Genomic DNA, 24,940 nt, shown 5'->3' on the forward strand with positions numbered 1-24,940 from the left:
ATTATGAAGTGGAGTGAGATACTTGAAAGGACCTTTTGGAGTTCAAATCAATGATAGTGTTTATGCAAATGAAGGTGATTTAGGGCATAACGAGTTTTTGGAAGCGTTTATTGAATTTATTGAGAGCAAGGGGTGGCAGTTTGGCGGTGGGACTGCTCAAATAGATGCAAGCGGCGAAAGAGCAGACGATTGTGATTAAGAAAGGGCGGATAGATTAGTCGATTCGCGAATATGTTAAATGTTGAAGTGTTGCGAAATCCGTAAATAAAGTATTAGATTAAATTTATATATAACACATTTTAAAGGAATGAAATCTAAATGAAAGTTCGTTATTTAATCTTTGCTTTAGTGATATTCGTAATAATAGTTGTTGGCTATTTAATCTATTGCCTTGGTTACGGAAATCCAATATCTAAAGGGATGTTTAAAGAAGAAGTCGAAGAATATCTCAGAAAAAACTATCAAGATGAAATGATTATTGAAAGTATTGAGTATAGCTTCAAAGAATCTACATCTAGCGATCAACATTTTATTGCAGTTGTTCATCCCATGAATAATCCAAATCAGATCATTAGAATTGATAAAGGATACGATGGTAATCTTCAAAGTTATAATGTTGAGAATTAATAACAAGGGTAACAAGTTGTTCAACTAACGGTGAACGTTAGTTACATAATGACAAAAAAAACATTGAAAATTGTTATTATATATCTAATTTAGAGCCTTATATGTGACTGGCGAAGCATGGGGATCCATGAGGAAGCATATAAGTTGTAGCCGTACGCCTGGGCAGAGGTAAGGGGAATTCCCCTTACCTCTTTGTGTTTATTCGAGAGGAGAAGAAGCAAATGAAAACAATTCAATACGATTTGTTTGAAAATCCATATCCCGGAAGAACACTTATTGTAGGTATGACTCCTTCAGGATCGCATTATGTTCAGGTGTACTGGATTATGGGAAGAAGCGCTAACAGTAGAAATCGAGTATTTGAAAGAGAGGGGGCTAATGTAAGAAACAAAGCATTTGATCCTAGCCTAATGGAAGACCCTTCTCTAATAATTTATTATCCTATACGACATAGGGATAAAGTACACATTGTCTCTAATGGTGATCAAACTGAAACTATTTATGAAGGATTAAAGGACCAAAGATCCTTTCACGAATCATTAATGCTTCGAGAGTTTGAACCAGATGCTCCCCACTTTACCCCAAGAATCTCAGGTATAATTAACACAGAACTTAAACAATACAGCCTATCAATTCTCAAAACAAAGGACAATGATCCTTCAGTTTGTATACGTAACATGTATCAATACAGCGGATTCAAAAAGGGAATAGGTCATTGCATACATACCTATAGTTCAGAACTGGATGGTGTACTTAAGCCATTCGAAGGTGAACCATTTGAGGTACCACTATCTGATTCAATTAATGAATTAGCAGACTACTATTGGGAACGTATAAATTCTGAGAACAAAATTGCATTGTTAGTAAAGTTTATTGATGTGCAGAATGAGGATATACACTTGCAAATTCGAAATAAGAATTCAACTATCGGGAGACTATAGTTCAAACAAAAGCTTCAGCGGATCGAAGGATCCTACTGCAGCTTTTGTTGAAGTAAAGGTTACTTTAATCAGAATTAGTTAAAGGATACGTAGAGTATCTTCTCGAATTAAACGTAAAACGTATCTGCCGAGGTAAATCGCGAATGAAAACAAGTGAATTTAGAAAGCTAATTAAGAAATATCTAGCACCAGAACTAAACAAAATTGGATTTATTGGAACAGATCATCACTTTGTAAAAGATAACGGCAGCCACGTAATCAATGCTATTGTGATACAGGCGGATAAGTATGGTGGATCGTGCGTTGTAGAGTTGGGGGTTCACTTCGATTTCCTTCCTAATACAATTAGAGAGTTTATCCCTGTAAGCAAAATAACTGTCTATGACTGTGAGTTTAGAACACGATTGATTAATAAATTAAACTGGTTCCAATCAAATGTTCTTCGTCAAAAGAAAAGTGAAGTTTGGTTTCGGTATGATCATACTGAAGATGAGTCAAGAGCAAGGGCATTAATACAAGAAATGAAAGATATGATACTAGGCCAGGGGTTAAGTTACTTCTCTCAGTTCAATGAAGATTTCCCTCGTGCAATAACCTCAATAAAATTGAATGAGTTATCACAACGTACAAAGAAATTAGACAGTTACGGAGCACCCTTGAATTTAAGATTAGCATTGTTAATAGCACGTACCCATATCTTCCTCGAAAATAAGGCTGAAGCCGCTAATTTTGCCCATTGGGGACTTACAAACATAGGTAAGACAACTGGACTAATACAGGACTTCACAGAAATAATGGATTACGCTAACGAAGAACATTAGTTTCAAAGCATGCATAATACGGCTGCAGATTAGAGATCCGCTGCCGTTTTTTATGGAGTAAAAGATTTAACGCAGCAAATTATGGAGGAGAAGGTATGACCATTATAAGTATCGAAGGTGCTAGTGCTGTAGGAAAAACAAGCACATCCTCTGAACTGGCTGCCATTCATGGGGCTTTTCATATCCCTGAAATTAATACCTGGTGGAAAGAACGACCTAACCCTGAATATAGAGAATGGTGGTTTGAACGTCAGGCAGATCGATGGAGAATAGCCTTGGAAAACAGGAATAAGCACTCATTTGTTGTTATAGACATCGATTTATTTCAACCCTTTTGGTATAACTGGGCGTATGATTTTACTTTATTTGATAATCAGTCGTTAGAGTTTATAGCCGATTACTATCGGAATCTGATTCTAGACCAAAAAATCGGATTCCCTGACAGATATTATCTACTCAGCTGCAGTGAGGATGAACTAATTAAACGGAAAGAATCGGATTCTTCGAGGAAACGAGGGGGCTTTGATATGAATTTACAGTTCATTAAGCCACAAAAACATTACTTCCAAGCGCTTAATAAAGAGGTTCCCGATCTTGTCCATTTTATAGATTCCGTGAGCGTTGATAGAAATATTAGGGAAATCATTACATCGATTCCGAGTACCCAAAATAAGCATACTTACTCAATCGAGTTGTTTGATTTTATGGTGGACTGGCTATCTCGAAATAATGCTGATCAGTTCAGATGAGTCGTTACGCTATCGGGGAACTATAGTTCAACGAAACTTGGAGCAGTTGCCGCGGCAATTTGCTCTTCTTTTTTCATTGAAGTAACGGGCAGGATAGAGGAACAGACGGTAAGGTTGTTCTCGAACAGAAGAACAAATTAATGATATGATGTTGTAAATGGAACAGGCTAGTCGAGCCTATTTTCTATTTTCGTGAGGGAGTCGATAAATGGGTATGGGAAGTACGAATCAATGGGATGCGGAATGGGAAGTATCAGAAGAATTGGCTCATAAATTAATAAGCAGTCAGTTTCCGCAGTTAGCTTCACAAAGCGTACAAAAACTAGGATACGGCTGGGATAACACTGTTTTTCTTATCGGGATCGAATATGTATTTCGCTTTCCAAGAAGAGAAGTTGCAATTAATCGTTTAAGGATTGAAGAAAAGATACTACCTAAGCTTAAAGATTATTGTTCCATTGCATATTCGTTACCTCTATTTTTTGGGGAAGGGGATTATAATTATCCTGCACCTTTCCTAGGCTACCCCTATTTATCAGGAGAGTTTCCAATCGGATTAACTGACAAGCAACGTGCGTTATCAGCAACAACGCTCGCGCAATTTTTGAAAAGCTTACATGCATTTCCTGTGCAAATTGCCCAAGAAAATGGAGTTCAACATGACCATAGAAATTTGATTGATATTGTAATGCGTAAAGAAAAGTTGCATAAATTCATTTCCGACCTTGCCCTTCATTTTAGTGAAGAAGAGTATCATGAATTATCGAACTATTTGGAACAGCTTGGAACTGAAAAAGTGAAACCCAAAAACGTATTCCTCCATGGAGACCTTCATTTTAAAAATATGCTGGTAGACGAAAATGGAATAGTTTCAGGGATTATCGACTGGGGAGATATCAATATTGGACATCCTGCTTGCGACTTGAATGTCGCGTATAGCTTTTTGCCTCCGGATGCGCGTTCAGACTTTTTCAAAGAATATGGGGATGTCGATGAAGAAACGAAGATATTAGCTCGATTGATAGCCATATACATTCCCATTTTGATCATGATGCAGGCAATTGATTATAAAGATGAAAAGTTGGTTGCTGAAGCAAAAGCGATCATAAAACGTGCTCTCGCTGATTAAGAAATTCATTCCGCTATCGGGAGACGATAGCTCAATCATGTCACAGCGGCGGCCGTCCATTCGATCGGCCGCCGCTCATCGTTGAACGAAAGGGCAAGATAGTTGAATGATTTCGCGAATAACTTAAGTCATGACGAATTTACGAAGTTCGCAAAAAAGACGTTAGCCGAAAGAGGTTCTTAGTTTAGGAGGGGTCTATATGATATTAGAAAAAGTTATAAATAGAATTGTAATACAAAGTGAATATAAGAATTTTGTTGAAAAGTATATAGATAATATACTTACCGAATTTAAAGGTAAGATTCATAGCATTTATATGTGTGGCTCAATTCCAAAAGGAACTGCTATACCTTTTAAGTCAGATGCAGACTTTACTATTGTATGTGTAAATCCCAATGATATTGATTACGAAAGATTGACAAATATTAAAGACAGGCTCTTGGAAGAATATCCTGTAGTAACTAAAATTGATACGATAATTTGCTCGATTGACGATGTATTAAGTAAACCAAATGAGTGGGGTTTTTGGGTAAAGATAATTTGTGTTTGCATTTATGGTCATGACGTTGGTGAAAAAGTACCATCGATAATTATTTCTCCAGAGTTCATTTTAGACTTAAATACAGAGACCAAGGAGGAAGTAGATCGTATACATAGTTTACTTTCTAATGCTAGTGATAACACAATGAAAACTAGATATATTAAAGGTTACTCTAAGAGATTAATTCGTGCATTATACTCTTTGGTTTTAGAAGATACAGGTGTATGGCAAGATGACATTATTAAGATGAAGAATGCCATATTAAACTATTGTGAGATTGACTCCGCTTTAGTTGATTATCTGTATGCTTGTTACTTGGATAGTAATGTACTTGTTGAAGAGTTTCTGGGAATTGCGGATGACGTATATAGCTATTTTGAGAACGCCTTAAATGCAATGGCTGCTTCCAGAACTTCCTTCGGCTAACACCATATTGACGCTCCGGGTCACTCTGAGAAGCGAGTGACCACATCCAGCCACTAAGCCCGTCGGGACGTCACTGCATTAGGTGTTCGGCAAGCCTCACAACTATAAGCAGCGACTCTAATTAAAAAACATAAGACTATTGAGCTATCTGGAGAACGATAGTTTAATCAACGCATTGGTGGTGGCCGATCAAAGGAACAACTGCCGTATTATTTTTGCTTCTCGATTACTCAAATAAGGATAGTTCGCAAGTTTCATAGATAAGATATTAGACAAAAATGACAAAACTAAGGGGATCAAATGTTACAGGATATATATAGTTACTTGAAATATAAGTTTCCTGAATATCGAAGTGATATCAACGTACGTTTTGAGTTAGGTGAACCATATCGAAACGGATCAAAACGAAGAATTGCCCAAGTAAATAAAAGAGTAAATACAATTTTCGAAGAGTTGTTTAAACCGACGGATTTTATATATGTCTTAATCAAAGACTGGGGACCTTATGAAGATATCATGTTTGGAAATCCAACCCCGGACTATCTATATGAATTGCTTCAAGAAAGAACAATGGAAGAGGACACCCTCTTTGAGATCGATGAAGACGAGGATGAAGACGGAAATACAACAGAAGTTAAAAATCAGTATCAATTTAAAGTAATATCGGGTTTAGTTTCGTCAATTCCATATAAAAAGATCCTTGAAGGGATTTCTCATTATGAGCAGGGAAGAAAACCGTCCATTGGACAAAGAGTTTACTTTTTAAGTCAAGATAAGGACATTCTATTTCACATGTACGATGATAGAGGGTGCATCGCACACGCCATTTCAATTGGAAGCTTAAAGACTCTATATTTAAAGTATAACGATTGGATTGTGGACTACTGGAGAGAATACATTGACGGTATATTCAAGGATAAGTGATTCTCGTCTAAGTGATGAAAATCGTCGATAAATTAATTTTTGAACAGTAGAAGCAGAAACGGTCAATCGCACACGATCCGAAAGTACCCGATCTTGCTTTATAGCAAGGCAGGGTACTTTTATTATGATCTGTGGTTGACCGAAGGATTTAGTAAGACCTGGTTGTCTTGATGCGACAGGTTTTCGAACCTTCCTACCGATGGTTGTCCCTTTAGATGTTGTTCCAGATATAACTCGACGTATTTCAGAATCAGTTGATGGCTTTGCTTAGGATCGGGTGCTTTGGCTTTCCACTTCAGAATAGGGGAGTACGTATAAAAATCCGAGAAGCTTGAATGTTTTATTCCTTTAAGCTGCAAAATTTGACCGCCTTCGGATATCGCTTGGTCTCTTCTACGGTAGAAGTTGTCTGCCCAGTCATTATAAACGGCCCGTTGTATCCCTTCTTCCGACAACTGCTTGTCGCTTGGTTCGGGCAGACCTAGCCCATTCAAATAATTATCGGTGCAAATCCATAGAAAAGATTGATCCGCGGAAAGCGGGGTCCGTGTACTCCCATAAAAGGAGCCGTCCAAACTAATTCCCACCTTGAATCTTTTGTCTTTGCGAAGCACGGCAAGGGCGTCATCCCCGCCGAAAGAATGGCCGGCAATTGCGGTTTCCTCTATATTGAGACGATGGTTGAAACGTTTATCCATAATTCCCTCGTTCAGCTTTTCCAACTGATCCAGCACGAACCTGTCGTCTTCCGCCCAAACATTATCAATGATACGGTCCCAAGCCGGAAGTTGAAGTTCCGGAGGAGCTTTTTGGGACATCATCCGACCGTCGGGATAAACAGTCGCAAGAGTACCGTAGGTGTGCTCAACTACGGCTACCACATAACCTTTGCTAGCTAAATCCGTGACAAGATAATGATAGGCGTACCGTGCGCCTGGCCAACCATGCGAAAAGATAACGACTGGATACTGGCTTTGATTATTCGCCATATCGGCATCCATGTAGGTATACGTCCTCGCAAGGCGCATGTAGCTCAGCAAGAAGGAAGGAATATGCAAGCGCTGGTTTATGTAATGGCTCAAGCCGGTTAGTTCGGGAATATACGGAGCCTGCTGTATTCTTCCTTTGATTTGTGCCGGATACCAGATTTGAACGTTCATCTCACGGTATTTATTCGTCTTCTCCATAGTCTGCTCGGGCCTGCTTGTGTCAATCCAGTGATACATGACTGTACCGACCGGGTTATTTCCAGACGGAACCTCTAGCGAAGGAACGGGTATCAAATAAGGCAATGCCCAGCACATCAGCAGCAATCCGAGTGAGGGTATCAATCCCATACGGATGGGGGACATACGCTTTCGCTTGAATAATCCCGGAACAGCGGTCACAAACGAATAGAAAGCGAATAAATACGAAGGAACCATTTGCCAGCGATATCCTTCGGTTAATAGGTGAACAGTCAATGGAACGGGCAGAAGCATACAAAAGAAGCGTAAGTAAGATTGATTTCGATTCATTGTCATCATGCTAATGGTCAGCATAATAAGCAGAATGGATTCCCAAATTCTCATTGCTCCATGGTAAGGCTTATATATAAGGCATGGTTCATGTAAGGATGCCCTTTCTCCAAACTTTATTGGTCATGAATAGTATAGTGTAATTTTATTTTTTCCCCAAAAAAATATGTACAGACTCTCCGGGCTCTTTAGTTTAATAGGGAGTATGATGAGAGAAAGTGCTCAACTTTGCTTGCAAAGCGGGGCACTTTTTTTGTCTCAAAAATTGCCGGATTGTAAAGGCTGTAACCTTTAAATTCATCGTTGCGTCTAGAAAGTACATCTGAGCAGAAAGGAAGAATATAAATATGCGTAAAAAAAATCTCATGCTGTCCAGTCTCCTTGTTGCAACCGTGCTTTCGGCAGGCAGCATCCCGCTAGCACACGGAGCAGAAAGCCAAGCCGCGGCCTCTGCCGTTACTTTTAAAATTAACGATGTTCATTATAGCAATAACACGGGTAAGCATAGCCTGCTCTCCGCCCCTTATGTTAGCAACGGAAACACGATGGTTCCCGTTAGAGCCGCTGCCGAATCTCTCGGCGCATCGATAAGCTGGAATAACAAAGACCGGATGATTACCTTGTCGGGGAAAGCCTTCGGAACGATAAAATTCACTTTGAACTCTTCTTATGCGGTAAATGCGAAAGGAGAGAATATCAAGCTGCCCGAGCAGGTTCGCCAGGCAAAAGGAACGGTATTTGTTCCAGCCCGTTCGTTGGCGGCTCTTATGGGGGCCCGCCTGCAATGGGAGCCTGCAGCCCATACGGTTACCCTTATCAATCAGGCAAATACTCCCGCAGGTCTCGATTTCAATTATCAGTTTACGAAGGATACGGAAGGATGGAAGGGCGGCTTTGCCGATATGCCGACCAACTATTACAAAGAGATTTACGAGCTCGACTTTGCGCGCAGCTTGATTCCGGTCCCGAACAATACTTCCAATTACGGCCTGAAGCTGTCCGGGCATAATCGAAGCGATGATTTGTTTATGTATCTTTCCAAAGGTATTGAAGGCTTCAAACCAAATACTTCTTACAACGTTAATCTGAAGTTTGCGATGTACACCGAAGCGGAAGGAGGGTCGATTGGTATTGGCGGCTCGCCTGCGGAATCTATTTTCTTAAAGGCCGGTATCCTGCCCACCGAACCGTTGTCCGTGCCAACCTCTTCTTCGGGTGAAGAATATTACAGAATGAACGTGGACATCGGCAGCCAAGGAACCGGCGGCAAGGATGTAAAGGTCATAGGCAATGCGGCTAAACCGGATGTGGACAAGGAAGGGTATCAGCGTGTTGAGTTTGACTACAACGCCAAGGTAACGGCAAACGCCAAAGGCCAGATCTTTATTCTTGTTGGCTCCGATTCCGGATTTGAAGGGCTGACTACGCTTTACTTTGACGATATCAAGGTAAGCGCTAAGGTCGCAGATTGAGGAAAATAAGACACAAGAAGAAACAAAAAGCCTGCGGCAATCAGCCGCAGGCAACAATAGAGAATATATAAAGGGGGGTCATGTCCTTTATTATAGGAGCCGATGATGAAAGGAACCTGAGCGAAAGATTACAGGAAGATTACAAGTGTTCCTGACGCAAAATTTTCTCGACAATCTGCTCAATCGTGGTCCCGAGATTTACGAATCCATTGGCATGAACAATTCCTTGAAGCAAACCTCCGGAAGCGGAATATTCGAATTTACTGGCATTGAGGTTGTCGAGCAGTTCCTGTTTGGCGGCGTTACGTCGGTTACCGACGAGGCTCGCAAAGAGATGCTGGCTCAGGTCGGGAAAAAATTCAGCTCGCTGTAATAGGATAAGAAAAAAAGAAAGCCGCAAATTTGCGGCTTTTTTCTCATCTCCGGATAATCGAAATAATCTCCTGCAGCTCGGGCAGATGCTTGTGCTTGCTTTTATAGCCAATTAACAGATCATTAGTGACAGTCAGATTGTCGAAGCAAGTATGAATGCCGGCCTTCGAATTCTCAAGCAGATAAGTAGGGATCACGCTGATTCCGGCTCCCAACTCTACGGCCCTGATAACCGCGTGCAGATTGGGAATCACATGCTTGGGCTTGATTAGAGGACGTCTCTTGAAATGCTCTCTCCATAAACGTCTAATAATCGGGAGCTCCAGCCCGTAGGAAATCCATCGCTGCTCGGACAGCCATTCCTCGATCTCTTTGGGATGGCGAAGATCGGGGACCTCAAGCGAAGCAGGGGTTATGATCGTAAACGTCTCTTCCATTAACAGCTCATACTCAATGCCGGGTAAGATAAATTTCTTGGGAGTAATAATGAGCTCCACTTGATCTTCTTTTAACAGCTCCAGCAATTGGTCTGCCGTCCCGAAGTAAGAAACGCTGCACATGCCGGAATTCGTAACCTTGGGAAGAAACAGCTCCTGGAAATACTCCAGGGATAAGCCAATGCGGAACACCTTGTTGTTCGGCAGGGACGTGGATTTCAGCCCGGCCGTTGTTTCCTCCAGCGATTCAACTAGCGGCGCAACCCGGGAATATAGCTCTTTGCCCCGTTCGGTTACGACAAGTCTCCTCGATACGCGCGTGAATAACGCTTCTCCAACTTCAGCCTCCAACGCGGCTAGATGCTGGCTCATGGCTGGCTGCGTCATCATTCTGGTTTTGGCGGCCTCGGAGACGGAGTGATGCTTGTAGATAGCAATAAAGCTTCGGTACCATTCAAAATCGACCATCTTATTCCTCATCCTCTATCGTTCATAAGTAAAACCAAATTATAAATATTTTTATGATTTAATGCAATTTATATAATTAGTTTTATTGTCGGGGCAAGGGTATAATGGGGTCTGTAACATTTCTTTACAAATGCCTGTTCATGAGTTGTCCGAAACGGGGTACATTATGATGTAGCCGAATTGGAACCGTGGAACTATAGAATAGAGGAGAGATCGTATTTTGAAGCACTTATTTACTCCGTACGAAATGAAAAGCTTGTCCTTGAAAAACCGCGTCGTTATGCCGCCGATGTGCCAATACTCGGTAACGGCCAAAGACGGCATAGCAAACGAATGGCATTACGCGCATTACGTCAGCCGCGCGGTTGGCGGTGCGGGATTGATTATTATCGAAATGACGGACGTCGAGCCGGACGGCCGAATTACGGACTATGATTTAGGATTGTGGTCGGATGATCATATTCCGGCGCTAGCCCGCATCGTTGATGCCGTCCATCAGCATGGGGCCAAGATAGGCATTCAGATTGCCCATGCCGGCCGTAAAGCCGAGGACGCGGAGCTGCCGGTAGCCCCGTCGGCTATTCCGTTTGACGAAAATTCCAAAACGCCTCGGGCTTTGACTACCGAAGAAGTAGAGCAAATGGTGGAGAAATTTAGACTTGCCGTGCGCCGTGCCGTACAGGCTGGCGTAGATACGATTGAGATTCACGGTGCCCACGGCTACCTGATTCACCAGTTTGTGTCCCCGCTGACGAATAAAAGAAACGATAAATACGGTCAAGACCGGACGTTATTCGGCAAAGAAGTGATTAAAGCCGCAAAAAGCGAAATGCCGGACCATATGCCGTTAATTATGCGGATTTCCGCACGCGAATATGTAGAAGGCGGCTATGGCATTAACGAAAGCATTGCTTTCGCGAAAGAATTAAAAGAAGCGGGCGTCGACCTCTTCCATATTAGTGCGGGCGGCGAAGGTCAGATCGCGGCTGCCGGCAGACCGGGTACGCATGCGGGTTACCAGGTGCCTCTCGCGAGAGCGATCAGAGAAGCACTGAATATCCCGGTTATCGCAGTCGGCAGACTAGACGATCCTGCGCTTGCCAACTCCGTGATCGGCAACGAAGACGCGGACCTCGTGGCCGTAGGCCGAGGCATGCTTCGCAATCCTTACTGGGCCCTCGAAGCAGCGAGCGTTCTCCACAAAGAAATCGATCCTCCAAGACAATACGAGCGCGGTTTCGCGCGCGGTTAATAGATATCGAAAAAGCGGTGCAGGACTAAATCCTGCCCCGCTTTTTTGTGTTTGGTTTCTTGAAAATCGTTCTAATTCCAAACGGAGCACTCGATGATTCTGGAGCAATGGCGATCGAAAGAACATCGAATGCGCAGTTTGCTAATTAACAGGACTTCTTTTCATTAGCCTGCTGTCATTGCCAGTTGCGTATTTTGCCCGGTGCAATTCCGTAGGCGTCTTTAAAGAGATGGTAGAAATGGCTTAAATTATCGAACCCGGCGTCGTAAGCGATATCCACGATGGGAAGCTGCGTGGTGAGCAGCAGGTTTTTGGCATGTCCAAGCCGCAGGTGGTTCAAATAAGCCGTTGGCGTCATGCGGAGATATTGCTTGAAAACGCGGTTAAGATGGCCGTCGCTCCGGTCCGTCAATTCCCGTAATCTGGGCAGTCCGGCGCTGAAATTTTCTTTGCGCTGCAGCTGCGCGAGCAGATGATCGAACCATTGCGGCAGCGGTTGCGTGCCGTCATTGCGGAAGTGTAGGAAGAAATGGGTTAAGGCATCGTTTAGGAAGCTGCGGGCCATCGTTCTTGCCTTTTGCTTATCGGTCGAGTTAAATAGCTGGATTTGCTCGCTTTTCCTCATCAGAGCCTCCATGTCTGTTCCGGGCAGCAGGATGACGGGCGGAAGCTGCGGACTCCGGAGCGCCTGGGCAAACGCCGCGTGGCCAATGTAGTCGAAAGCCCCCTCCACAACCTCTTTATAAAAGTTGACGTTCAAGAACCGGCAATCCTCGCCTTCCAGCAAATCATAGCTATGCGTGTCATCGGGACGAATGAACACCATAGCTCCCTCTTTCAGAAATTGAGTATCTCCGTTGACCAGATGCGTGCATTGGCCGGAAATGACGATAAAGATTTCGTAGAAGTCGTGTCCATGCAGCGGATACGCATGTCTCACCGAATGTACGATATGGAAATTGGATTGCACCAGCGGATCAATCAAAGCCGCCGCATACAACATGGGAACCGTCATGGCGGCTGTCTCCTCGTCGTTGTTATTATTGATGTTAATATAGCACAAAAAAAGCATCTGCATAACAAGACGATAATTTGCCTCGAATGCTACGATAGGGCCGAATCATGCATCCTTCCTTACCTAATATTGAAGGAATGGCATCATTCCAGCACAATCCATACATTTGAAAGCAGGTTGATAAGCATGCGCTCAGTAACGCTAAACGGCAATTGGACGATGAAAAGAACGGATGAAGCGGAGTGGAACAACGCAACGGTTCCGGGCTCCGTATTCCATGATCTAATGTCTGCGGGTAAGATGGAAGATCCTTATTACCGCGATAACGAATACGATATTTTGGAGCTGACGAAGTTCGATTACGAATACCGCCGCAGCTTCCTCGTTGACGGGGATCTGCTGCGGATGGACCGCGTGCTGCTTCGCTGCGAAGGGCTGGATACGCTTTGCGAGGTTTACGTAAACGGACAAGCCGTATTAAATACGGACAATATGCACCGGACATACGAAGCGGATGTGAAGGGGCTGCTCACGGAAGGCAGCAATGATATTCACGTCATTATCCGCTCGGCCACGAATTTTGTGCTTGCGAAGGACAAGGAGCTTTTCCTGACGAGCTGCGCCGACGCCGTACCGGGCATCTCGCATCTGCGCAAGGCGCATAGCATGTTCGGCTGGGATTGGGGTCCGCAGCTGCCGGATATGGGCATTTGGCGGGACATGTCCCTCTGCGGATTTAATATCGGCCGAATCGATGATGTTTACATTACGCAGCAGCATGGCGACAACAACGTTTCGGTGAACATCGCCGCAGAATTGCAGCGTTGGTCCTCTGACGAGTCGCTTGCTCTTTTCGCCTCTATCGAGACACCGGATGGTAGGACGCTGGAAGCGTCGGCCGTCCAAATCGGAGACAACGCAAGTCTTGTGATTAATGTTCAGGATCCCGAGCTGTGGTGGCCGAACAATCTCGGAAGCCAACCTTTATATGCGGTACGGGTTGAATTGCGGAGCGGAGACCGTATTCTGGATGAACGCTCGCTGAGCATCGGCCTTCGCACGCTGCATGTCGTGCGCCAACCGGATAAGTGGGGCGAGTCATTTGCGTTTGAAATAAACGGTCATCAGATCTTCGCGATGGGCGCCAATTTTATTCCGGAGGACAACATCTTTGGACGGCGCAGCGACGAGCGGACGGAACAGCTGATTCAAAGCTGCGTTGAGGCTAACTACAACTGCATCCGCGTCTGGGGCGGCGGGTACTACGCTGACGATTACTTCTACGATCTGTGCGATAAGCACGGCTTGATCGTGTGGCAGGATCACTTATACGCATGCGGAGCTTACGATTTTAACGATGAGTTCAAGGAAAATATTCGCCTCGAGACGATCGACAATATGAAGCGGATCCGTCACCATGCCTCGCTGGGCCTCTGGAGCGGAAACAACGAGCTGGAATACGCTTGGGCGTATTGGGGCTGGACGGAGCGTTACGGCGAGAAGCAGCGCGACGATTACCTTAAGCAGTTCGAAGAGTTCCTGCCGGTGCTGTCGCAGTCGCTTGATCCAAACACGTCCTATTTGGTGTCATCGCCATCCTCCAAGGGCGGTATCGATGATCCGAATAACGAAGACATCGGCGACATGCATTATTGGGATGTCTGGCACGGGCGGAAGCCGATAACGGAATACCGGACGCTGCATCCCCGTTTTATGTCCGAGTTCGGCTTGCAGTCTTTCCCTTCTATTAAGACGGTCGAGACGTTTACGCTTCCCGAAGACCGTAATATTTTCTCGCGGGTCATGGAGGCTCACCAGAAGAACGGCACAGGCAACGAAAAGATCATGTATTACATCAGCGAATATTTCAAGTATCCGAAAAACTTCGAGAAGCTGCTGTACGTCTCCCAGCTCATTCAGGCCGAAGGCATGCGGGTTGGCGTGGAGCATTGGAGACGCAACCGCGGCAGATGCATGGGGGCTGTCTACTGGCAGTTGAACGACATCTGGCCGGGCGCATCCTGGTCCAGCCTCGATTACTTCGGCAGATGGAAGGCGACGCATCATGCCGCCAAGCGCTTCTTTGCGCCGGTGCTTGCATCCGCTCTGGAAGACGGGACAACGGTATCGCTTCACGTGACCAACGAAACGCTGCAAGAGGTCAATGGGCAGCTCCGCTGGAGACTGCTGGACCGCAAGTCGGAGACGATCCAATTCGGCGAAGCCGAAGTCACGCTTGACGCTCTCGCTTCGGAAGAGATTGTCTCGCTGGATTTCTCGGAGACGCTGACGACCAAGCAGCTGCTCAGCCAAAGCTATCTCGCCTTCGAATTTGTTATGGGCGAAGAGACGATCAGCAAGGGTACGGCCCTGTTCGTGAAGCCGAAGCATTTCGAGCTGCTCAATCCGGAAATCCGCGTCGAGGTGACGGAGGAAGACGACCGGTTTATCGTTACGCTGGACAGCCAGGCGTTTGCGCCGTTTGTTCTGTTGGAGCTGAGCCATGCCGATGCTCGTTGGAGCAACAATATATTTGCTCTATCGGCCGACCGTACTACCGTTGTGACGGTACCAAAGGACGGCTTGTCCGAACCGCTTAGCCTGGCTGCGTTCCGCAAGGAGCTAGTCGTTACAAGCCTATACGATACTTTTGAATAAAGCTCTTCCTAGAAGGGAGGACACACGTCCCGGCAATAGCCGTATATGTGTGTCCTTTCTCTTCGGGGCTGCCAATTAAAATTGACAAACATTGCGATAGAAAACCAATCGTTGTTGCGTAGTTCGAAAGGCCGGCCCTGCGTACAATTAAGCTAGAAATAGAAAGAGGTGATACGATGTCTGCCATACTTAAATACAAATGGCAATATCTCATGATCATGCCGGCCGTCGTGCTGCTTCTGCTGTTCAGCTACGTGCCGATGGCCGGTATACAGGTCGCGTTCAAGGACTTCCATATCGGCTATACGATTTGGAACAGCCCTTGGACCGGCTTCGAAAATTTCGCATTCCTTCAGGACAGCCAATTCTGGCTGGTGGTGAAGAACACCGTGTACATCGCGTTGCTTAAATTCGTATTCGGTTTTCCCGCTCCAATCATTTTGGCTTTGATGATCAACGAGGTAAGCCACGGGGGCTTCAAACGATTCGTTCAATCGGTCAGCTATCTGCCCCACTTTTTCTCCTGGATTGTAGTCGCTTACATTCTGCAGTCGCTGCTTACTCTGGACAACGGTCTCGTTAATCAGCTGATCGTGTCTCTCGGGGGTGATCCGGTATTCTTCCTGGGCTCGACCGAGTGGTTCCGCCCGATGATCGTCGCCAGCGGATTGTGGAAGGAGGTTGGCTGGAACACGATTCTGTATTTGGCCGCGATTACGTCCATCGATCCGCAGCTCTATGAAGCAGCCAAGGTGGAAGGAGCGGGTCGTCTGGCGCAAATCCGGCATATCACGTTCCCGGGTATCCTGCCGACGATTTCCATCGTTCTGATCCTCAGCATGCCAAGTCTCATAGCGGTCGGCATGGATCAGATTTATCCGCTGATGAACCCTGCCAACCAACCGGTTGCGGATGTTCTGGATACTTATATTCTCCGGAGCGGTTTGCAGCAGGGCTATTTCGGCAGTGCGACGGCAGTAGGATTGTTGTCCTCGGTTATCAGTCTGCTGCTGGTTCTTAGCACGAACCAGATATCCCGAAGAATCAACGGAGAGGGGCTCTGGTAACCGATGAAACGTTCAACCGGCGAAAAATTCGGACAGGCGGTTATTACCCTGCTCCTGCTGCTGCTCTGCCTGACGGTCCTTTATCCCTTCGTTTACATGCTGGCGATTTCCCTCAACACGGGAAGCGACGCCGCCAAGGGAGGCGTATATTTGTGGCCGAGGCAATTCACGTGGTCCAACTTCCATATCGTGCTTGGCAATAAGGTCATTCAGCACTCTTACCTGATTACGATTATGCGAACGATTATCGGCACGGTGAGCGGGCTTCTGGTAACTTTGCTTGCCGCGTTTGCCTTATCCTACCGGCAAATGCCGGCGAGAAAGGCGCTGCTGACGATCGTGCTGATCACGATGCTGTTCAGCGGCGGTCTCATTCCGTTCTATATCCAGCTGTTTAATCTGTCGCTGATCAATACGTTCTGGGTATACATTCTGCCAAGCGCCTTTTCGGCCTGGAACATGTTCGTCATGCTGAAGTTTATCCAAGGCATACCGGAAGCTTTGATCGAATCGGCGGAGATGGATGGCGCCAAGCCGCCAAGAGTCCTGTTCTCGATTATCATTCCGTTATCCAAGCCGATGCTTGCTGCGCTTGGTCTATTTACGGGCGTTATGCACTGGAACGATTGGTTCGCAGGCGCCTTCTTCGTCTCGGACCAGAATCTGATTCCGGTCCAAACGTTCTTGCAGCAGCTGCTGTCCGCCCAGGATATCTCGGTGGTGATGGGTTCTAACAATAGCGTGGAGGCGCTCGCGCGAGGCAGCAGAAACCTGGCCCAAGTGACGCTGATGTCCGTCAAGATGGCAACCGTTATGGTAAGCGCCATTCCGATTCTGTGCGTGTATCCGTTCCTTCAGCGGTTTTTTGTCAAAGGCGTACTCATTGGTTCGGTCAAAGGATAGAGCATTCCGATCTTGTTGCAAGTTATCGCAGGGTATTAGGATTAACCACATATACCAAATAGCTAGACAGAGAGGGGAAAAAAATATGAAAAGTCGCGCATTTTACGCGAAATCGACCACGGCCGGCGCGCTTGCGGCGCTTATGCTGGCATTAACCGCCTGCTCGGGCGGAGGCGGCAATTCGACGAACTCGCCATCGAAGGATCCGGAACAGACCGGGCAGACGGCCGAGGGAGGCAAGCAAGGCGGAAAGTTTGATCTGTGGCTCGGATGGACGACCACCGTCAACAACGACAGCATGGTTCAAAAATATTGGAGAGAGAACGAACCATTTGTCGATGTGCAGATCGAGTCCACGCAAGGCGACGCTTCCACCGCGCTTAACCTGAAGCTGAATACGGGCGGCTTCGACGATGCGGCCATCTTCGGGCGGAGCGACGTTATCAATACATCCATGGTTCGCTCCGGCACGATTCAGCCGCTTGAGCAATACTTCGACATGCCGGACAAATATCCGGGACTCGCTTCGATTCCGAAGCAATATCTGGATGCGATGAAGGACAAGGACGGACATATCTGGTCCATTCCGACGTGGTTTGACCAGAATCCGCAGGATCCATGGCCGGGCTGGGCATCTCTTGGCTGGTTCGTGCGCGAGGACGTCCTGGAGAAAGCGGGCATGAAGAAAGAAGATTTGGCTACGATTGAAGGCGTAGAACAATATTTGAAGGCGGCAAGCCAGCAGACGGACGCCTCCGGCAACAAACTCATTCCGCTTGGCTTCCTGTCGGATGCCAATGACGAGAACGTCATTCTGAACACGTTTGGCGTATCGACCAGCGGCGGCGGCGTCGTACCGGTGGAGAAGAAGGGTGACGACTACGAGTTCATCTATGACAATCCGCAATACAAAGAAGCTTACAAGTGGATGAACAAAATGTACAATGAAGGTCTAATCGACAAAGAAGCGATCACGGACAAAAAAGAGCGCTACAAGGAAAAAAATCAGTCCGGACGCATTGCGATGAACGCTGGCGGCTTCTTCAACATGGACGCCTCGCTCTGGGAAACTCTCAATGGACCAACGGCACCGGCTTGGTATTTACAGGCTGTTCCTTATCCTAAGGTGGCCGGCGTAGACAAAGTCGGCATCAACACCATCATCAATCCGAATCCGGGGGATGACGTGTATATCAGCAAAAACACGAAAAATCTCGACGCCATACTCAAATTTTTCGATTATACGCTTACGCCTAAGCCGGAAATGCAGCAAGTGGTCAATGAAGGACCTGCGGGAACTTTCTGGGATTGGGTCGATAAGCCGCTCGGCAAATGGCATTATATCGACGAGAATTACACGGCTCTGCATGATTCCGGCGATGCAGCGAAGAAAGCAAGCACGACGCCTGAGCTTTACGCAACGTCCTCGTACAGCAACGAGTGGTATCCATGGTGGAATTACGAGGCTACAGACAGCGTAGCGGGACGCCAGAAGACGATCGACTTCACCAACGCGATCAGCAAAATGGGGGCCATTCGGGTCGCTGAGCCGTATGACTTGGTCAAATCCGAACCGGGCAGCCTGTGGGAGAAATATTCGCCCGAGCTGGAAAACGTAAGGAAAGAATACAAGGCCAAGCTGATGATGGCCAAGGACGACAAGGCCTTCGAAGCGGCATGGACCGAGTTCCAGTCGGCGCTTGAGAAACGCGCGCATTGGAGCGAGCTGAAGGATGAATGGCATCAGCTGCTGTCCAAGCAATTCCCAGGAGCATAAAAAAATATATATACGGCGCAGCTCAAGCCGTGAGAGAAGGGAAGCCGGAATGCCGGCTTCCCTTCCGTCGGCTGCGGCCGGGCATTTTCAGGAAAGGAGCGGAGTCTCTTGCGTTTTCCTCTCTCTCGATGGATTATCCGATTTACCCGCGGCATGAGTCTTCGCGGCAAGATTTTGTCCCTATACGTGCTCATCCTGCTGCTGCCTACGCTGCTATTGGGAAGCGGTTCGGCGTATCTGGTCGCCCGGGGCTTCCATAACAGCTACTTGTCCGCCGTGGATGAGACTGTTCTTCAGACGGCGCAGATTACGGATTTCAGCAAACGAAACTACGATTTATTAGCCGTCCGAACGGCAACCGACGGGGAACTGATATCCCGTCTCTCCAGGCATTACGACGATATGACGGAAGTGGTGGATACCGTCAATTACGTGGACCGTACCTTCCTGCTTACGGGCAAGTATTTGCCCGGTATTTTGGATTTCCGCATTTATCATACGAACGATACGCTCGTGCAGGACGGTCAGCTGTTATGGCGCCCGGAATCGAGAAGCATTGCGGGCCAGAAGGAAAGCACGTGGTATCGGGATGCCATGGCGGCCTCGGAGCCTCTCAAATGGAGCAGCGTGCCGGGCAGCCCGGACCGTGTCGTTATCACGCACAAGATTGTAGACAGGACGGGGACTCCGCTGGGTCTCGTTTATATATTGCTGGACTATGAAGCTGTCTTAGGAGAGCGGGTCGACCGACCGTTTAACGATAAGGGAAGCCTGTTCATCGTGGATAACAACCGGAGCATCCTGGCGGCAACCGACCGGGAGCAGATCGGTAAGAAGCTTGCGCTCAGCGAGTGGCAAGAGGGACTCAAGGAGGACAACATCAACGATAAAGCTCATTGGCTGGATCTCACGCATAGCAAAGAGCTGCTCATCGTTAAGCCGCTGTCATCCGGCTGGAGCGTTGTCTCGTCCACCGCGATGAAGCAACTGAGCGCGCAGGACCGCATGATTCTGCTTTTAATTGCCGGAATTACGATCTTCTTCCTGCTGCTCTCCGTATCGCTGATGATGACCGTCGTGCAGAACATCGTTCGGCGGATCCGCAAGCTTGGCAACCGAATGGGCGATCTGTCCCGGGGTGAATTCGAAGCGGCCATCCGCTACAGCGAGCAGGACGAACTCGGCGACCTGGAAAATAGGTTTAACCTGATGTCCGAGCGTCTAGGCAAACTCGTAGAAGATATCACGCAAGCCGGCTTGCAGGAGAAGGAACAGGCTTTCAGGGCATTACAAGCACAGATCAATCCGCATTTTATTTATAATTCGCTGGGGCTGCTCCGCTGGCGCGCCATGGATGCAAGGGATCAGGAACAAATTCAGATTATCGACGCGCTGACGACCTTCTACCGGCTGACGCTGAACAATCAGATTAGCGTTATTCGAATCAGGGAAGAGGTAGAGCATGTGAAGGCTTACCTGGAAATCTGCGAATTCCGTTATCCGGGCAAAGTCCGGCTGGAGTGGGAGATCGACGAATCGGCGCTTGAATTGTACACGATCAAGACGGTGCTGCAGCCGATTGTGGAGAACTGCTATCAGCATGGGGCCATTGTCCGCAAGCCGGATGCTTTTATCCGTATCTCCATTGAGAAGAGGGACGACCGGGTCGTTATGTCGGTGTTCGACAACGGGCAGGGCATTTCCGGGGATACGATCAGGCAGCTGGCCGATGGCGTTTACGAAGGGAAAGGTAACGGCTTTGGCTCCACGAATATTAAGGAGCGGCTGGCGCTGTATTTTGGCGACGATGCCCGTTATACGTTAGAAAGCGCTTTGGGAGCATGGACGCTGGTTACGATTGATTTTCCGGCCTGCCGGGTCCAGCCAGTCATTAAGAAGGGGCGATAAAGATGCTGAACGTACTTATTGTGGATGACGAAATATCGCATGTGCAGGGACTCGTCCGGTTTATCGAATGGGAGAAGCTTGGCTATGCAGCCCCGTCGACGGCGGAATCGGGAGAGGAAGCGGTAGAGATGCTTCAAGGCTGTGAATTTGACGTGCTGATCTCGGATGTTTCCATGCCCGGCATGACGGGAATCGAGCTTGCGGCGGAGGCGAAGCGGCTTCATCCCCATATTCAGATTCTGATGATTAGCGGCTACAACGAATTCGAATTCGTGCAGGATGCCATTCATGTCGGCGCTCAGGCTTATGTGTTGAAGCCGCTCAAGATTGAAGAGGTGGCTTCGCGTCTGCAAAGCTTCCGGAGCGCCATTGAGATGCGGAAGGAAGTTGTTGAACAGACCCGGGAGCTTGAGAAAAAAGTGTCGGGAAGCGTAAAGCTCGTTAAAGAAAGGTTCGTCGACGACCTGATTGCCGAAGCCCTTCCCGTCGATGAGCTGCTTGCTTCGTGGGACGGCCTGCTGACGCTGCCTGAGCTGGATTCCGGCTATCAGATTATCGTGCTTGGCCTGGACCGTAATCCTTCCTCCGGGCAGGAGGCGAAGCAGCGGATGCTGCTCGGAAGCAGCTTTAAGAAAACGGTGGAAATCGCCTTCTCCCAAGACGATTCCATCTGGCTTGCGCAGACTTCGTTTGACGAATTTGTCGCGCTCCACGTTAATCCGTCGCCGGCTGCGCGCGCCAAAACGGAGAAGCAATATCAATTTATTCAATCCATCATGAGCGAGCAGTACGGAGCAAGCGTAACGATTGGCTGCAGCCGTGAAGGCTCCGCATGGGAAGAAGCGCCGCTGCTGTACAGGGAAATACGATTCAGCATGACGAAGGCGAGGCTGATAGCCGACGGGCAGATCGTGCGTTACAACGAAGTAGAGCCCGGCGACTTCGCAGCCTACCGGATGCATGACGAATTTATTCCGGGCTTGCTTAAGCGGCTGGACTCCGGCGATGCCGGGCAGGTTGCCGAATACATGAACCGGATCAAGGATGCGCTGCTTGCGACGGAGAATGCTTCTTTCTCCTATGCGCAAGCCTTCGCGATGAGCTTCCTGGGCGAGTTGATCCGCCATTTGAAATGGAAGAACGAGCCGGATAGCGAAGCGAACATTTTGCTGTGGCGGCAAATGCTCGATTGCGGAAGCGCCCTGCAGCTGGCGGAGCTGCTGACCGGCTACGTGCAGCGTTATCTGGATACCGAGCAGAAAGCGCAATTGAACCAGCAGCATAACCTGATCCGGAGAGTATCCCTGTTCATCGAGGAGCGGCTTCACGAGCATTGGACGGTGAAGCAGTTGGCGGAGCATTTCAACCTGAATGCCAGCTATCTCAGCGTGCTGTTCAAGCGGGAAATGGGCCGCACGATCTCGGAGTTCGTTCAGGATACCCGTATTGAGCGGGCCAGGAAGCTGCTCCAGGATCCCAATATTAAAGTTTACGAGGTTGCCGAACAGGTAGGCATTCAGACAACCGCGTATTTTACTTACCTGTTCAAAAAGCTGGTAGGCGTCACTCCGCAGGAGTACCGGGATTACGGCTATTCTCCTGAGGACAAATGACCGGTATTATCTTCCGTGATTTCATTATACCGCCTTACGGGGGAGAGGCCATTGGCATAGCGGTTGGATTTTTATCGTTTTGATTGCCTGCTTGACTGAATCATCATATCGTCCATCATTATCCTTATATCGTTAATGGATTCGGGCTTCGTTTTTCCGTACGATTAGCGCATCAAATACATGAGGTGATTCTCTTGAACATACATTTTGACTCCGATTTGCGGTTATTTTCGATCTCGACGGCAAACAGCTCCTACGTGTTTGGATTAAACGATAAAGGGATCCTGCAGCATTTGTATTGGGGAGCTCCCGTTGAAGCAGCCGATTGCGCGCTCCTCATGGGCTCCCGTTCGCATAGCTCGTTTGACGCCGCGCTTGACCGCGAGGCGGAAGAATTCGCTTTCTGGGGCGGGTTGTCGTACATGGAACCTACGCTTAAGGTTCGCTTGCACGATGGCGTGCGCGATTTGCGCCTTGTCTATGACGGATATCAGACGGAAGCAGCGGGCGGCAAAGAGACGCTCACCATTACGCTGAAGGATGAGACGTATCCTATTGAAGCTCGTCTGATCTATACGGTAGTGCCGGGGCTTGATTTGATTGGGCGGTCCGCGGTTATCGCGAATACGGGCAGCGAGAATATCGTGCTGGAAAATGCCCAATCGGCGGCTTGGACGATGCCAACGCTCGAGAATTACCGGCTGACGCATGTAACGGGCAAATGGGCCGGGGAGTTTCAACTGAGGGAGACGATGCTGTCGGAAGGGAAGAAGGTACTGGAGTCCCGCCGCGGCTTTACCGACGCCCACGCGAATCCTTGGTTTGCAATCGACAACGGAAGAGCAACGGAGGAATCCGGAGAGGTATGGTTCGGCGCGCTAGCCTGGAGCGGCAACTGGAAGATCGTCGCGGAGAAAACGGCGTTTGATCTTGTGAGGGTAACGGGCGGCATTAATGACTTCGACAGCGAATGGACGCTGGCTCCCGGAGAAAGCTTCGAGACGCCCGCATTTGTCGGAGGCTACGCTTCCGGCGGCTTTGGTTCGATGAGCCGCATGCTGCATCGGTATCAGTATGAAGTCGTGGCACCGGGCCGGAGTCTGCGCAAGGTACTGTATAATTCGTGGGAAGCGACGTACTTTGACGTCAACGTTCAGGATCAGACGGCCCTTGCCGAGCGTGCGGCGAAGCTTGGCGTAGAGCTGTTCGTCATTGACGACGGCTGGTTCGGGCAGCGTAACCATGACCGCGCAGGCCTTGGGGATTGGACCGTTAATCCGGAGAAATTCCCGAACGGGCTCGGCGAGCTGATTGACAAGGTACGGGGACTAGGCATGGAATTCGGCATCTGGGTCGAGCCGGAAGCCGTGAACCCGGACAGCGACCTATACCGGCAGCATCCGGACTGGGTCTACCATTTCCCGACCCGCTCGCGGACGGAGCTGCGCAACCAGCTTGTCCTTAATATTTCCATGCCGGAAGTAAAGCGCTACATTATCGGCTTTATGTCCGAGCTGCTTGAGCGTCATCATATTTCCTTCGTGAAATGGGACATGAACCGGACGATTACCGAGCCGGGCATGATGAACCATCCTCTGAACCGGCAGAAGGAGCTGTGGGTCCGCCATGTGCGAAGCTTGTACGAGATTTGGGCGGAGCTGCGGGAGAAGTTCCCTCATGTCGCGTTCGAGACTTGCGCGGGCGGCGGTTCCCGAATCGACTTCGGCATGCTGCGTTACGCGGATCAGGCTTGGCCAAGCGACAACACGGATGCTTTCGACCGGCTGAGCATTCAAGAAGGCTTCTCGTATGCGTATGCGCCGAAGCTGATGACCTGCTGGGTGACGGAAGAGGTAAGCGGAATGAACAAACGCGTGACGTCGATTCCATACCGCTTCCACAGCGCCATGACGGGCACGCTTGGCATCGGAGCCAACCTGAATCATTGGAGCGAGGAGCAGCTAACGGAAGCGGGCGCCTTGATCGCGCAATACAAAACGATTCGTCCGCTCGTTCAGGAAGGCAGGCAGTATCGATTAAGCACGCTGAAGCATAAAGGCTTAGAGGCGGTGCAATACGTCGGTATCGGCGAAAGCGGGGAAGAGGAAAGCGTATTGTTCGCCTTCCTGCATTCGCAAAAGCTTGGCGACCGGTTCCCGCGCTTGCTCCTGCAGGGCCTTAACCCGGACAAGCAATACGCTATTAAAGGTATCGAAGGCGTGTTTAGCGGTCGGTCGCTGATGCGGATCGGCGTGGAGCTGCCGCTGAGAGGCGACTTCGACAGCTTGATGTACCATATCCAGGAACAACAATAATCCTATCC

Annotated in this window: 21 protein-coding genes and 1 riboswitch; of the genes, 18 read left to right on the forward strand and 3 right to left on the reverse strand. The window is 48.1% G+C overall.

Features of this window, described 5'->3' with window-relative positions:
* Positions 1-22 precede the first annotated feature (22 nt).
* From WFJ73_RS15230 to WFJ73_RS15265, 8 genes are all read left to right on the forward strand, one after another.
* On the forward strand, positions 23-199 hold the full coding sequence (locus WFJ73_RS15230) for a hypothetical protein (protein ID WP_336773875.1): 177 nt from the start codon (positions 23-25) through the stop codon (positions 197-199).
* A 119-nt stretch (positions 200-318) separates the two neighbouring features.
* A complete protein-coding gene (locus tag WFJ73_RS15235) occupies positions 319-627 on the forward strand; it encodes a YfjL-like protein (protein ID WP_336773876.1) in 309 nt (102 codons plus the stop codon).
* A gap of 93 nt (positions 628-720) precedes the next feature.
* Positions 721-798: riboswitch (ZMP/ZTP riboswitch) on the forward strand.
* Between the two features lie 50 nt (positions 799-848).
* Positions 849-1,568, forward strand: a complete 720-nt coding sequence (locus WFJ73_RS15240; protein WP_336773877.1) for an IMP cyclohydrolase — start codon at positions 849-851, stop codon at positions 1,566-1,568.
* Between the two features lie 143 nt (positions 1,569-1,711).
* A complete protein-coding gene (locus WFJ73_RS15245) occupies positions 1,712-2,389 on the forward strand; it encodes a DUF4304 domain-containing protein (RefSeq protein ID WP_336773878.1) in 678 nt (225 codons plus the stop codon).
* A 95-nt stretch (positions 2,390-2,484) separates the two neighbouring features.
* Complete coding sequence (locus WFJ73_RS15250) at positions 2,485-3,138, forward strand: hypothetical protein (RefSeq protein ID WP_336773879.1); 654 nt, start codon at positions 2,485-2,487, stop codon at positions 3,136-3,138.
* A gap of 214 nt (positions 3,139-3,352) precedes the next feature.
* Positions 3,353-4,267, forward strand: a complete 915-nt coding sequence (locus WFJ73_RS15255) for a phosphotransferase (RefSeq protein WP_336774021.1) — start codon at positions 3,353-3,355, stop codon at positions 4,265-4,267.
* A gap of 199 nt (positions 4,268-4,466) precedes the next feature.
* The gene (locus tag WFJ73_RS15260; RefSeq protein ID WP_336773880.1) at positions 4,467-5,234 is read left to right on the forward strand and encodes a nucleotidyltransferase; all 768 of its coding nucleotides are present in this window, start codon (positions 4,467-4,469) and stop codon (positions 5,232-5,234) included.
* Between the two features lie 300 nt (positions 5,235-5,534).
* A complete protein-coding gene (locus WFJ73_RS15265; protein ID WP_442955953.1) occupies positions 5,535-6,158 on the forward strand; it encodes a DUF3885 domain-containing protein in 624 nt (207 codons plus the stop codon).
* A gap of 122 nt (positions 6,159-6,280) precedes the next feature.
* Here WFJ73_RS15265 and WFJ73_RS15270 read toward each other — a convergent pair whose 3' ends face one another.
* The gene (locus WFJ73_RS15270; protein ID WP_336773882.1) at positions 6,281-7,582 is read right to left on the reverse strand and encodes an alpha/beta hydrolase family protein; all 1,302 of its coding nucleotides are present in this window, start codon (positions 7,580-7,582) and stop codon (positions 6,281-6,283) included.
* 440 nt (positions 7,583-8,022) lie between these two features.
* On the opposite strand from WFJ73_RS15270, the gene WFJ73_RS15275 reads away from it, so the two are divergent.
* Both WFJ73_RS15275 and WFJ73_RS15280 read left to right on the forward strand, forming a co-directional pair.
* A complete protein-coding gene (locus WFJ73_RS15275; protein ID WP_336773883.1) occupies positions 8,023-9,147 on the forward strand; it encodes a copper amine oxidase N-terminal domain-containing protein in 1,125 nt (374 codons plus the stop codon).
* 145 nt (positions 9,148-9,292) lie between these two features.
* Positions 9,293-9,520, forward strand: a complete 228-nt coding sequence (locus tag WFJ73_RS15280) for a hypothetical protein (RefSeq protein WP_336773884.1) — start codon at positions 9,293-9,295, stop codon at positions 9,518-9,520.
* A gap of 43 nt (positions 9,521-9,563) precedes the next feature.
* On the opposite strand, the gene WFJ73_RS15285 is transcribed toward WFJ73_RS15280, so the two are convergent.
* Positions 9,564-10,424 (reverse strand): LysR family transcriptional regulator, encoded by an 861-nt coding sequence (locus WFJ73_RS15285; protein ID WP_336773885.1) that lies wholly within the window; start codon positions 10,422-10,424, stop codon positions 9,564-9,566.
* 220 nt (positions 10,425-10,644) lie between these two features.
* Here WFJ73_RS15285 and WFJ73_RS15290 point away from each other — a divergent pair, with 220 nt between their 5' ends.
* A complete protein-coding gene (locus WFJ73_RS15290; protein ID WP_336773886.1) occupies positions 10,645-11,676 on the forward strand; it encodes an NADH:flavin oxidoreductase/NADH oxidase in 1,032 nt (343 codons plus the stop codon).
* Positions 11,677-11,851: 175 nt separating this feature from the next.
* On the opposite strand, the gene WFJ73_RS15295 is transcribed toward WFJ73_RS15290, so the two are convergent.
* A complete protein-coding gene (locus WFJ73_RS15295) occupies positions 11,852-12,691 on the reverse strand; it encodes an AraC family transcriptional regulator (RefSeq protein WP_336773887.1) in 840 nt (279 codons plus the stop codon).
* 186 nt (positions 12,692-12,877) lie between these two features.
* On the opposite strand from WFJ73_RS15295, the gene WFJ73_RS15300 reads away from it, so the two are divergent.
* From WFJ73_RS15300 to WFJ73_RS15330, 7 genes are all read left to right on the forward strand, one after another.
* Complete coding sequence (locus WFJ73_RS15300) at positions 12,878-15,349, forward strand: beta-mannosidase (RefSeq protein WP_336773888.1); 2,472 nt, start codon at positions 12,878-12,880, stop codon at positions 15,347-15,349.
* Between the two features lie 176 nt (positions 15,350-15,525).
* Positions 15,526-16,416 (forward strand): ABC transporter permease, encoded by an 891-nt coding sequence (locus WFJ73_RS15305; protein ID WP_127491678.1) that lies wholly within the window; start codon positions 15,526-15,528, stop codon positions 16,414-16,416.
* Positions 16,417-16,419: 3 nt separating this feature from the next.
* On the forward strand, positions 16,420-17,319 hold the full coding sequence (locus WFJ73_RS15310; protein WP_336773889.1) for a carbohydrate ABC transporter permease: 900 nt from the start codon (positions 16,420-16,422) through the stop codon (positions 17,317-17,319).
* Between the two features lie 85 nt (positions 17,320-17,404).
* Positions 17,405-19,096 carry a hypothetical protein gene (locus WFJ73_RS15315; protein WP_336773890.1) on the forward strand — a complete coding sequence of 564 codons (1,692 nt, stop codon included), beginning with the start codon at positions 17,405-17,407 and terminating at the stop codon, positions 19,094-19,096.
* Positions 19,097-19,204: 108 nt separating this feature from the next.
* On the forward strand, positions 19,205-21,004 hold the full coding sequence (locus WFJ73_RS15320) for a cache domain-containing sensor histidine kinase (RefSeq protein ID WP_336773891.1): 1,800 nt from the start codon (positions 19,205-19,207) through the stop codon (positions 21,002-21,004).
* A gap of 2 nt (positions 21,005-21,006) precedes the next feature.
* Positions 21,007-22,617, forward strand: a complete 1,611-nt coding sequence (locus WFJ73_RS15325) for a response regulator (protein WP_336773892.1) — start codon at positions 21,007-21,009, stop codon at positions 22,615-22,617.
* Positions 22,618-22,811: 194 nt separating this feature from the next.
* Positions 22,812-24,932, forward strand: coding sequence for an alpha-galactosidase (locus tag WFJ73_RS15330; protein WP_336773893.1), 2,121 nt, complete (start codon positions 22,812-22,814; stop codon positions 24,930-24,932).
* Positions 24,933-24,940 lie beyond the last annotated feature (8 nt).

This window comes from Paenibacillus sp. MMO-58 (assembly GCF_037146255.1).
Lineage (GTDB): Bacteria > Bacillota > Bacilli > Paenibacillales > Paenibacillaceae > Pristimantibacillus.

Bases quoted from the DNA above. Each gene is read 5' to 3' on its own strand.
- WFJ73_RS15275 (WP_336773883.1), top strand. From the start codon at position 8,023: ATGCGTAAAAAAAATCTCATGCTGTCCAGTCTCCTTGTTGCAACCGTG.
- WFJ73_RS15235 (WP_336773876.1), top strand. From the start codon at position 319: ATGAAAGTTCGTTATTTAATCTTTGCTTTAGTGATATTCGTAATAATA.
- WFJ73_RS15310 (WP_336773889.1), top strand. From the start codon at position 16,420: ATGAAACGTTCAACCGGCGAAAAATTCGGACAGGCGGTTATTACCCTG.
- WFJ73_RS15315 (WP_336773890.1), top strand. From the start codon at position 17,405: ATGAAAAGTCGCGCATTTTACGCGAAATCGACCACGGCCGGCGCGCTT.
- WFJ73_RS15285 (WP_336773885.1), bottom strand. From the start codon at position 10,424: ATGGTCGATTTTGAATGGTACCGAAGCTTTATTGCTATCTACAAGCAT.
- WFJ73_RS15265 (WP_442955953.1), top strand. From the start codon at position 5,535: ATGTTACAGGATATATATAGTTACTTGAAATATAAGTTTCCTGAATAT.
- WFJ73_RS15325 (WP_336773892.1), top strand. From the start codon at position 21,007: ATGCTGAACGTACTTATTGTGGATGACGAAATATCGCATGTGCAGGGA.
- WFJ73_RS15295 (WP_336773887.1), bottom strand. From the start codon at position 12,691: ATGACGGTTCCCATGTTGTATGCGGCGGCTTTGATTGATCCGCTGGTG.
- WFJ73_RS15300 (WP_336773888.1), top strand. From the start codon at position 12,878: ATGCGCTCAGTAACGCTAAACGGCAATTGGACGATGAAAAGAACGGAT.
- WFJ73_RS15270 (WP_336773882.1), bottom strand. From the start codon at position 7,582: ATGGTTCCTTCGTATTTATTCGCTTTCTATTCGTTTGTGACCGCTGTT.
- WFJ73_RS15260 (WP_336773880.1), top strand. From the start codon at position 4,467: ATGATATTAGAAAAAGTTATAAATAGAATTGTAATACAAAGTGAATAT.
- WFJ73_RS15250 (WP_336773879.1), top strand. From the start codon at position 2,485: ATGACCATTATAAGTATCGAAGGTGCTAGTGCTGTAGGAAAAACAAGC.
- WFJ73_RS15305 (WP_127491678.1), top strand. From the start codon at position 15,526: ATGTCTGCCATACTTAAATACAAATGGCAATATCTCATGATCATGCCG.
- WFJ73_RS15240 (WP_336773877.1), top strand. From the start codon at position 849: ATGAAAACAATTCAATACGATTTGTTTGAAAATCCATATCCCGGAAGA.
- WFJ73_RS15255 (WP_336774021.1), top strand. From the start codon at position 3,353: ATGGGAAGTACGAATCAATGGGATGCGGAATGGGAAGTATCAGAAGAA.
- WFJ73_RS15245 (WP_336773878.1), top strand. From the start codon at position 1,712: ATGAAAACAAGTGAATTTAGAAAGCTAATTAAGAAATATCTAGCACCA.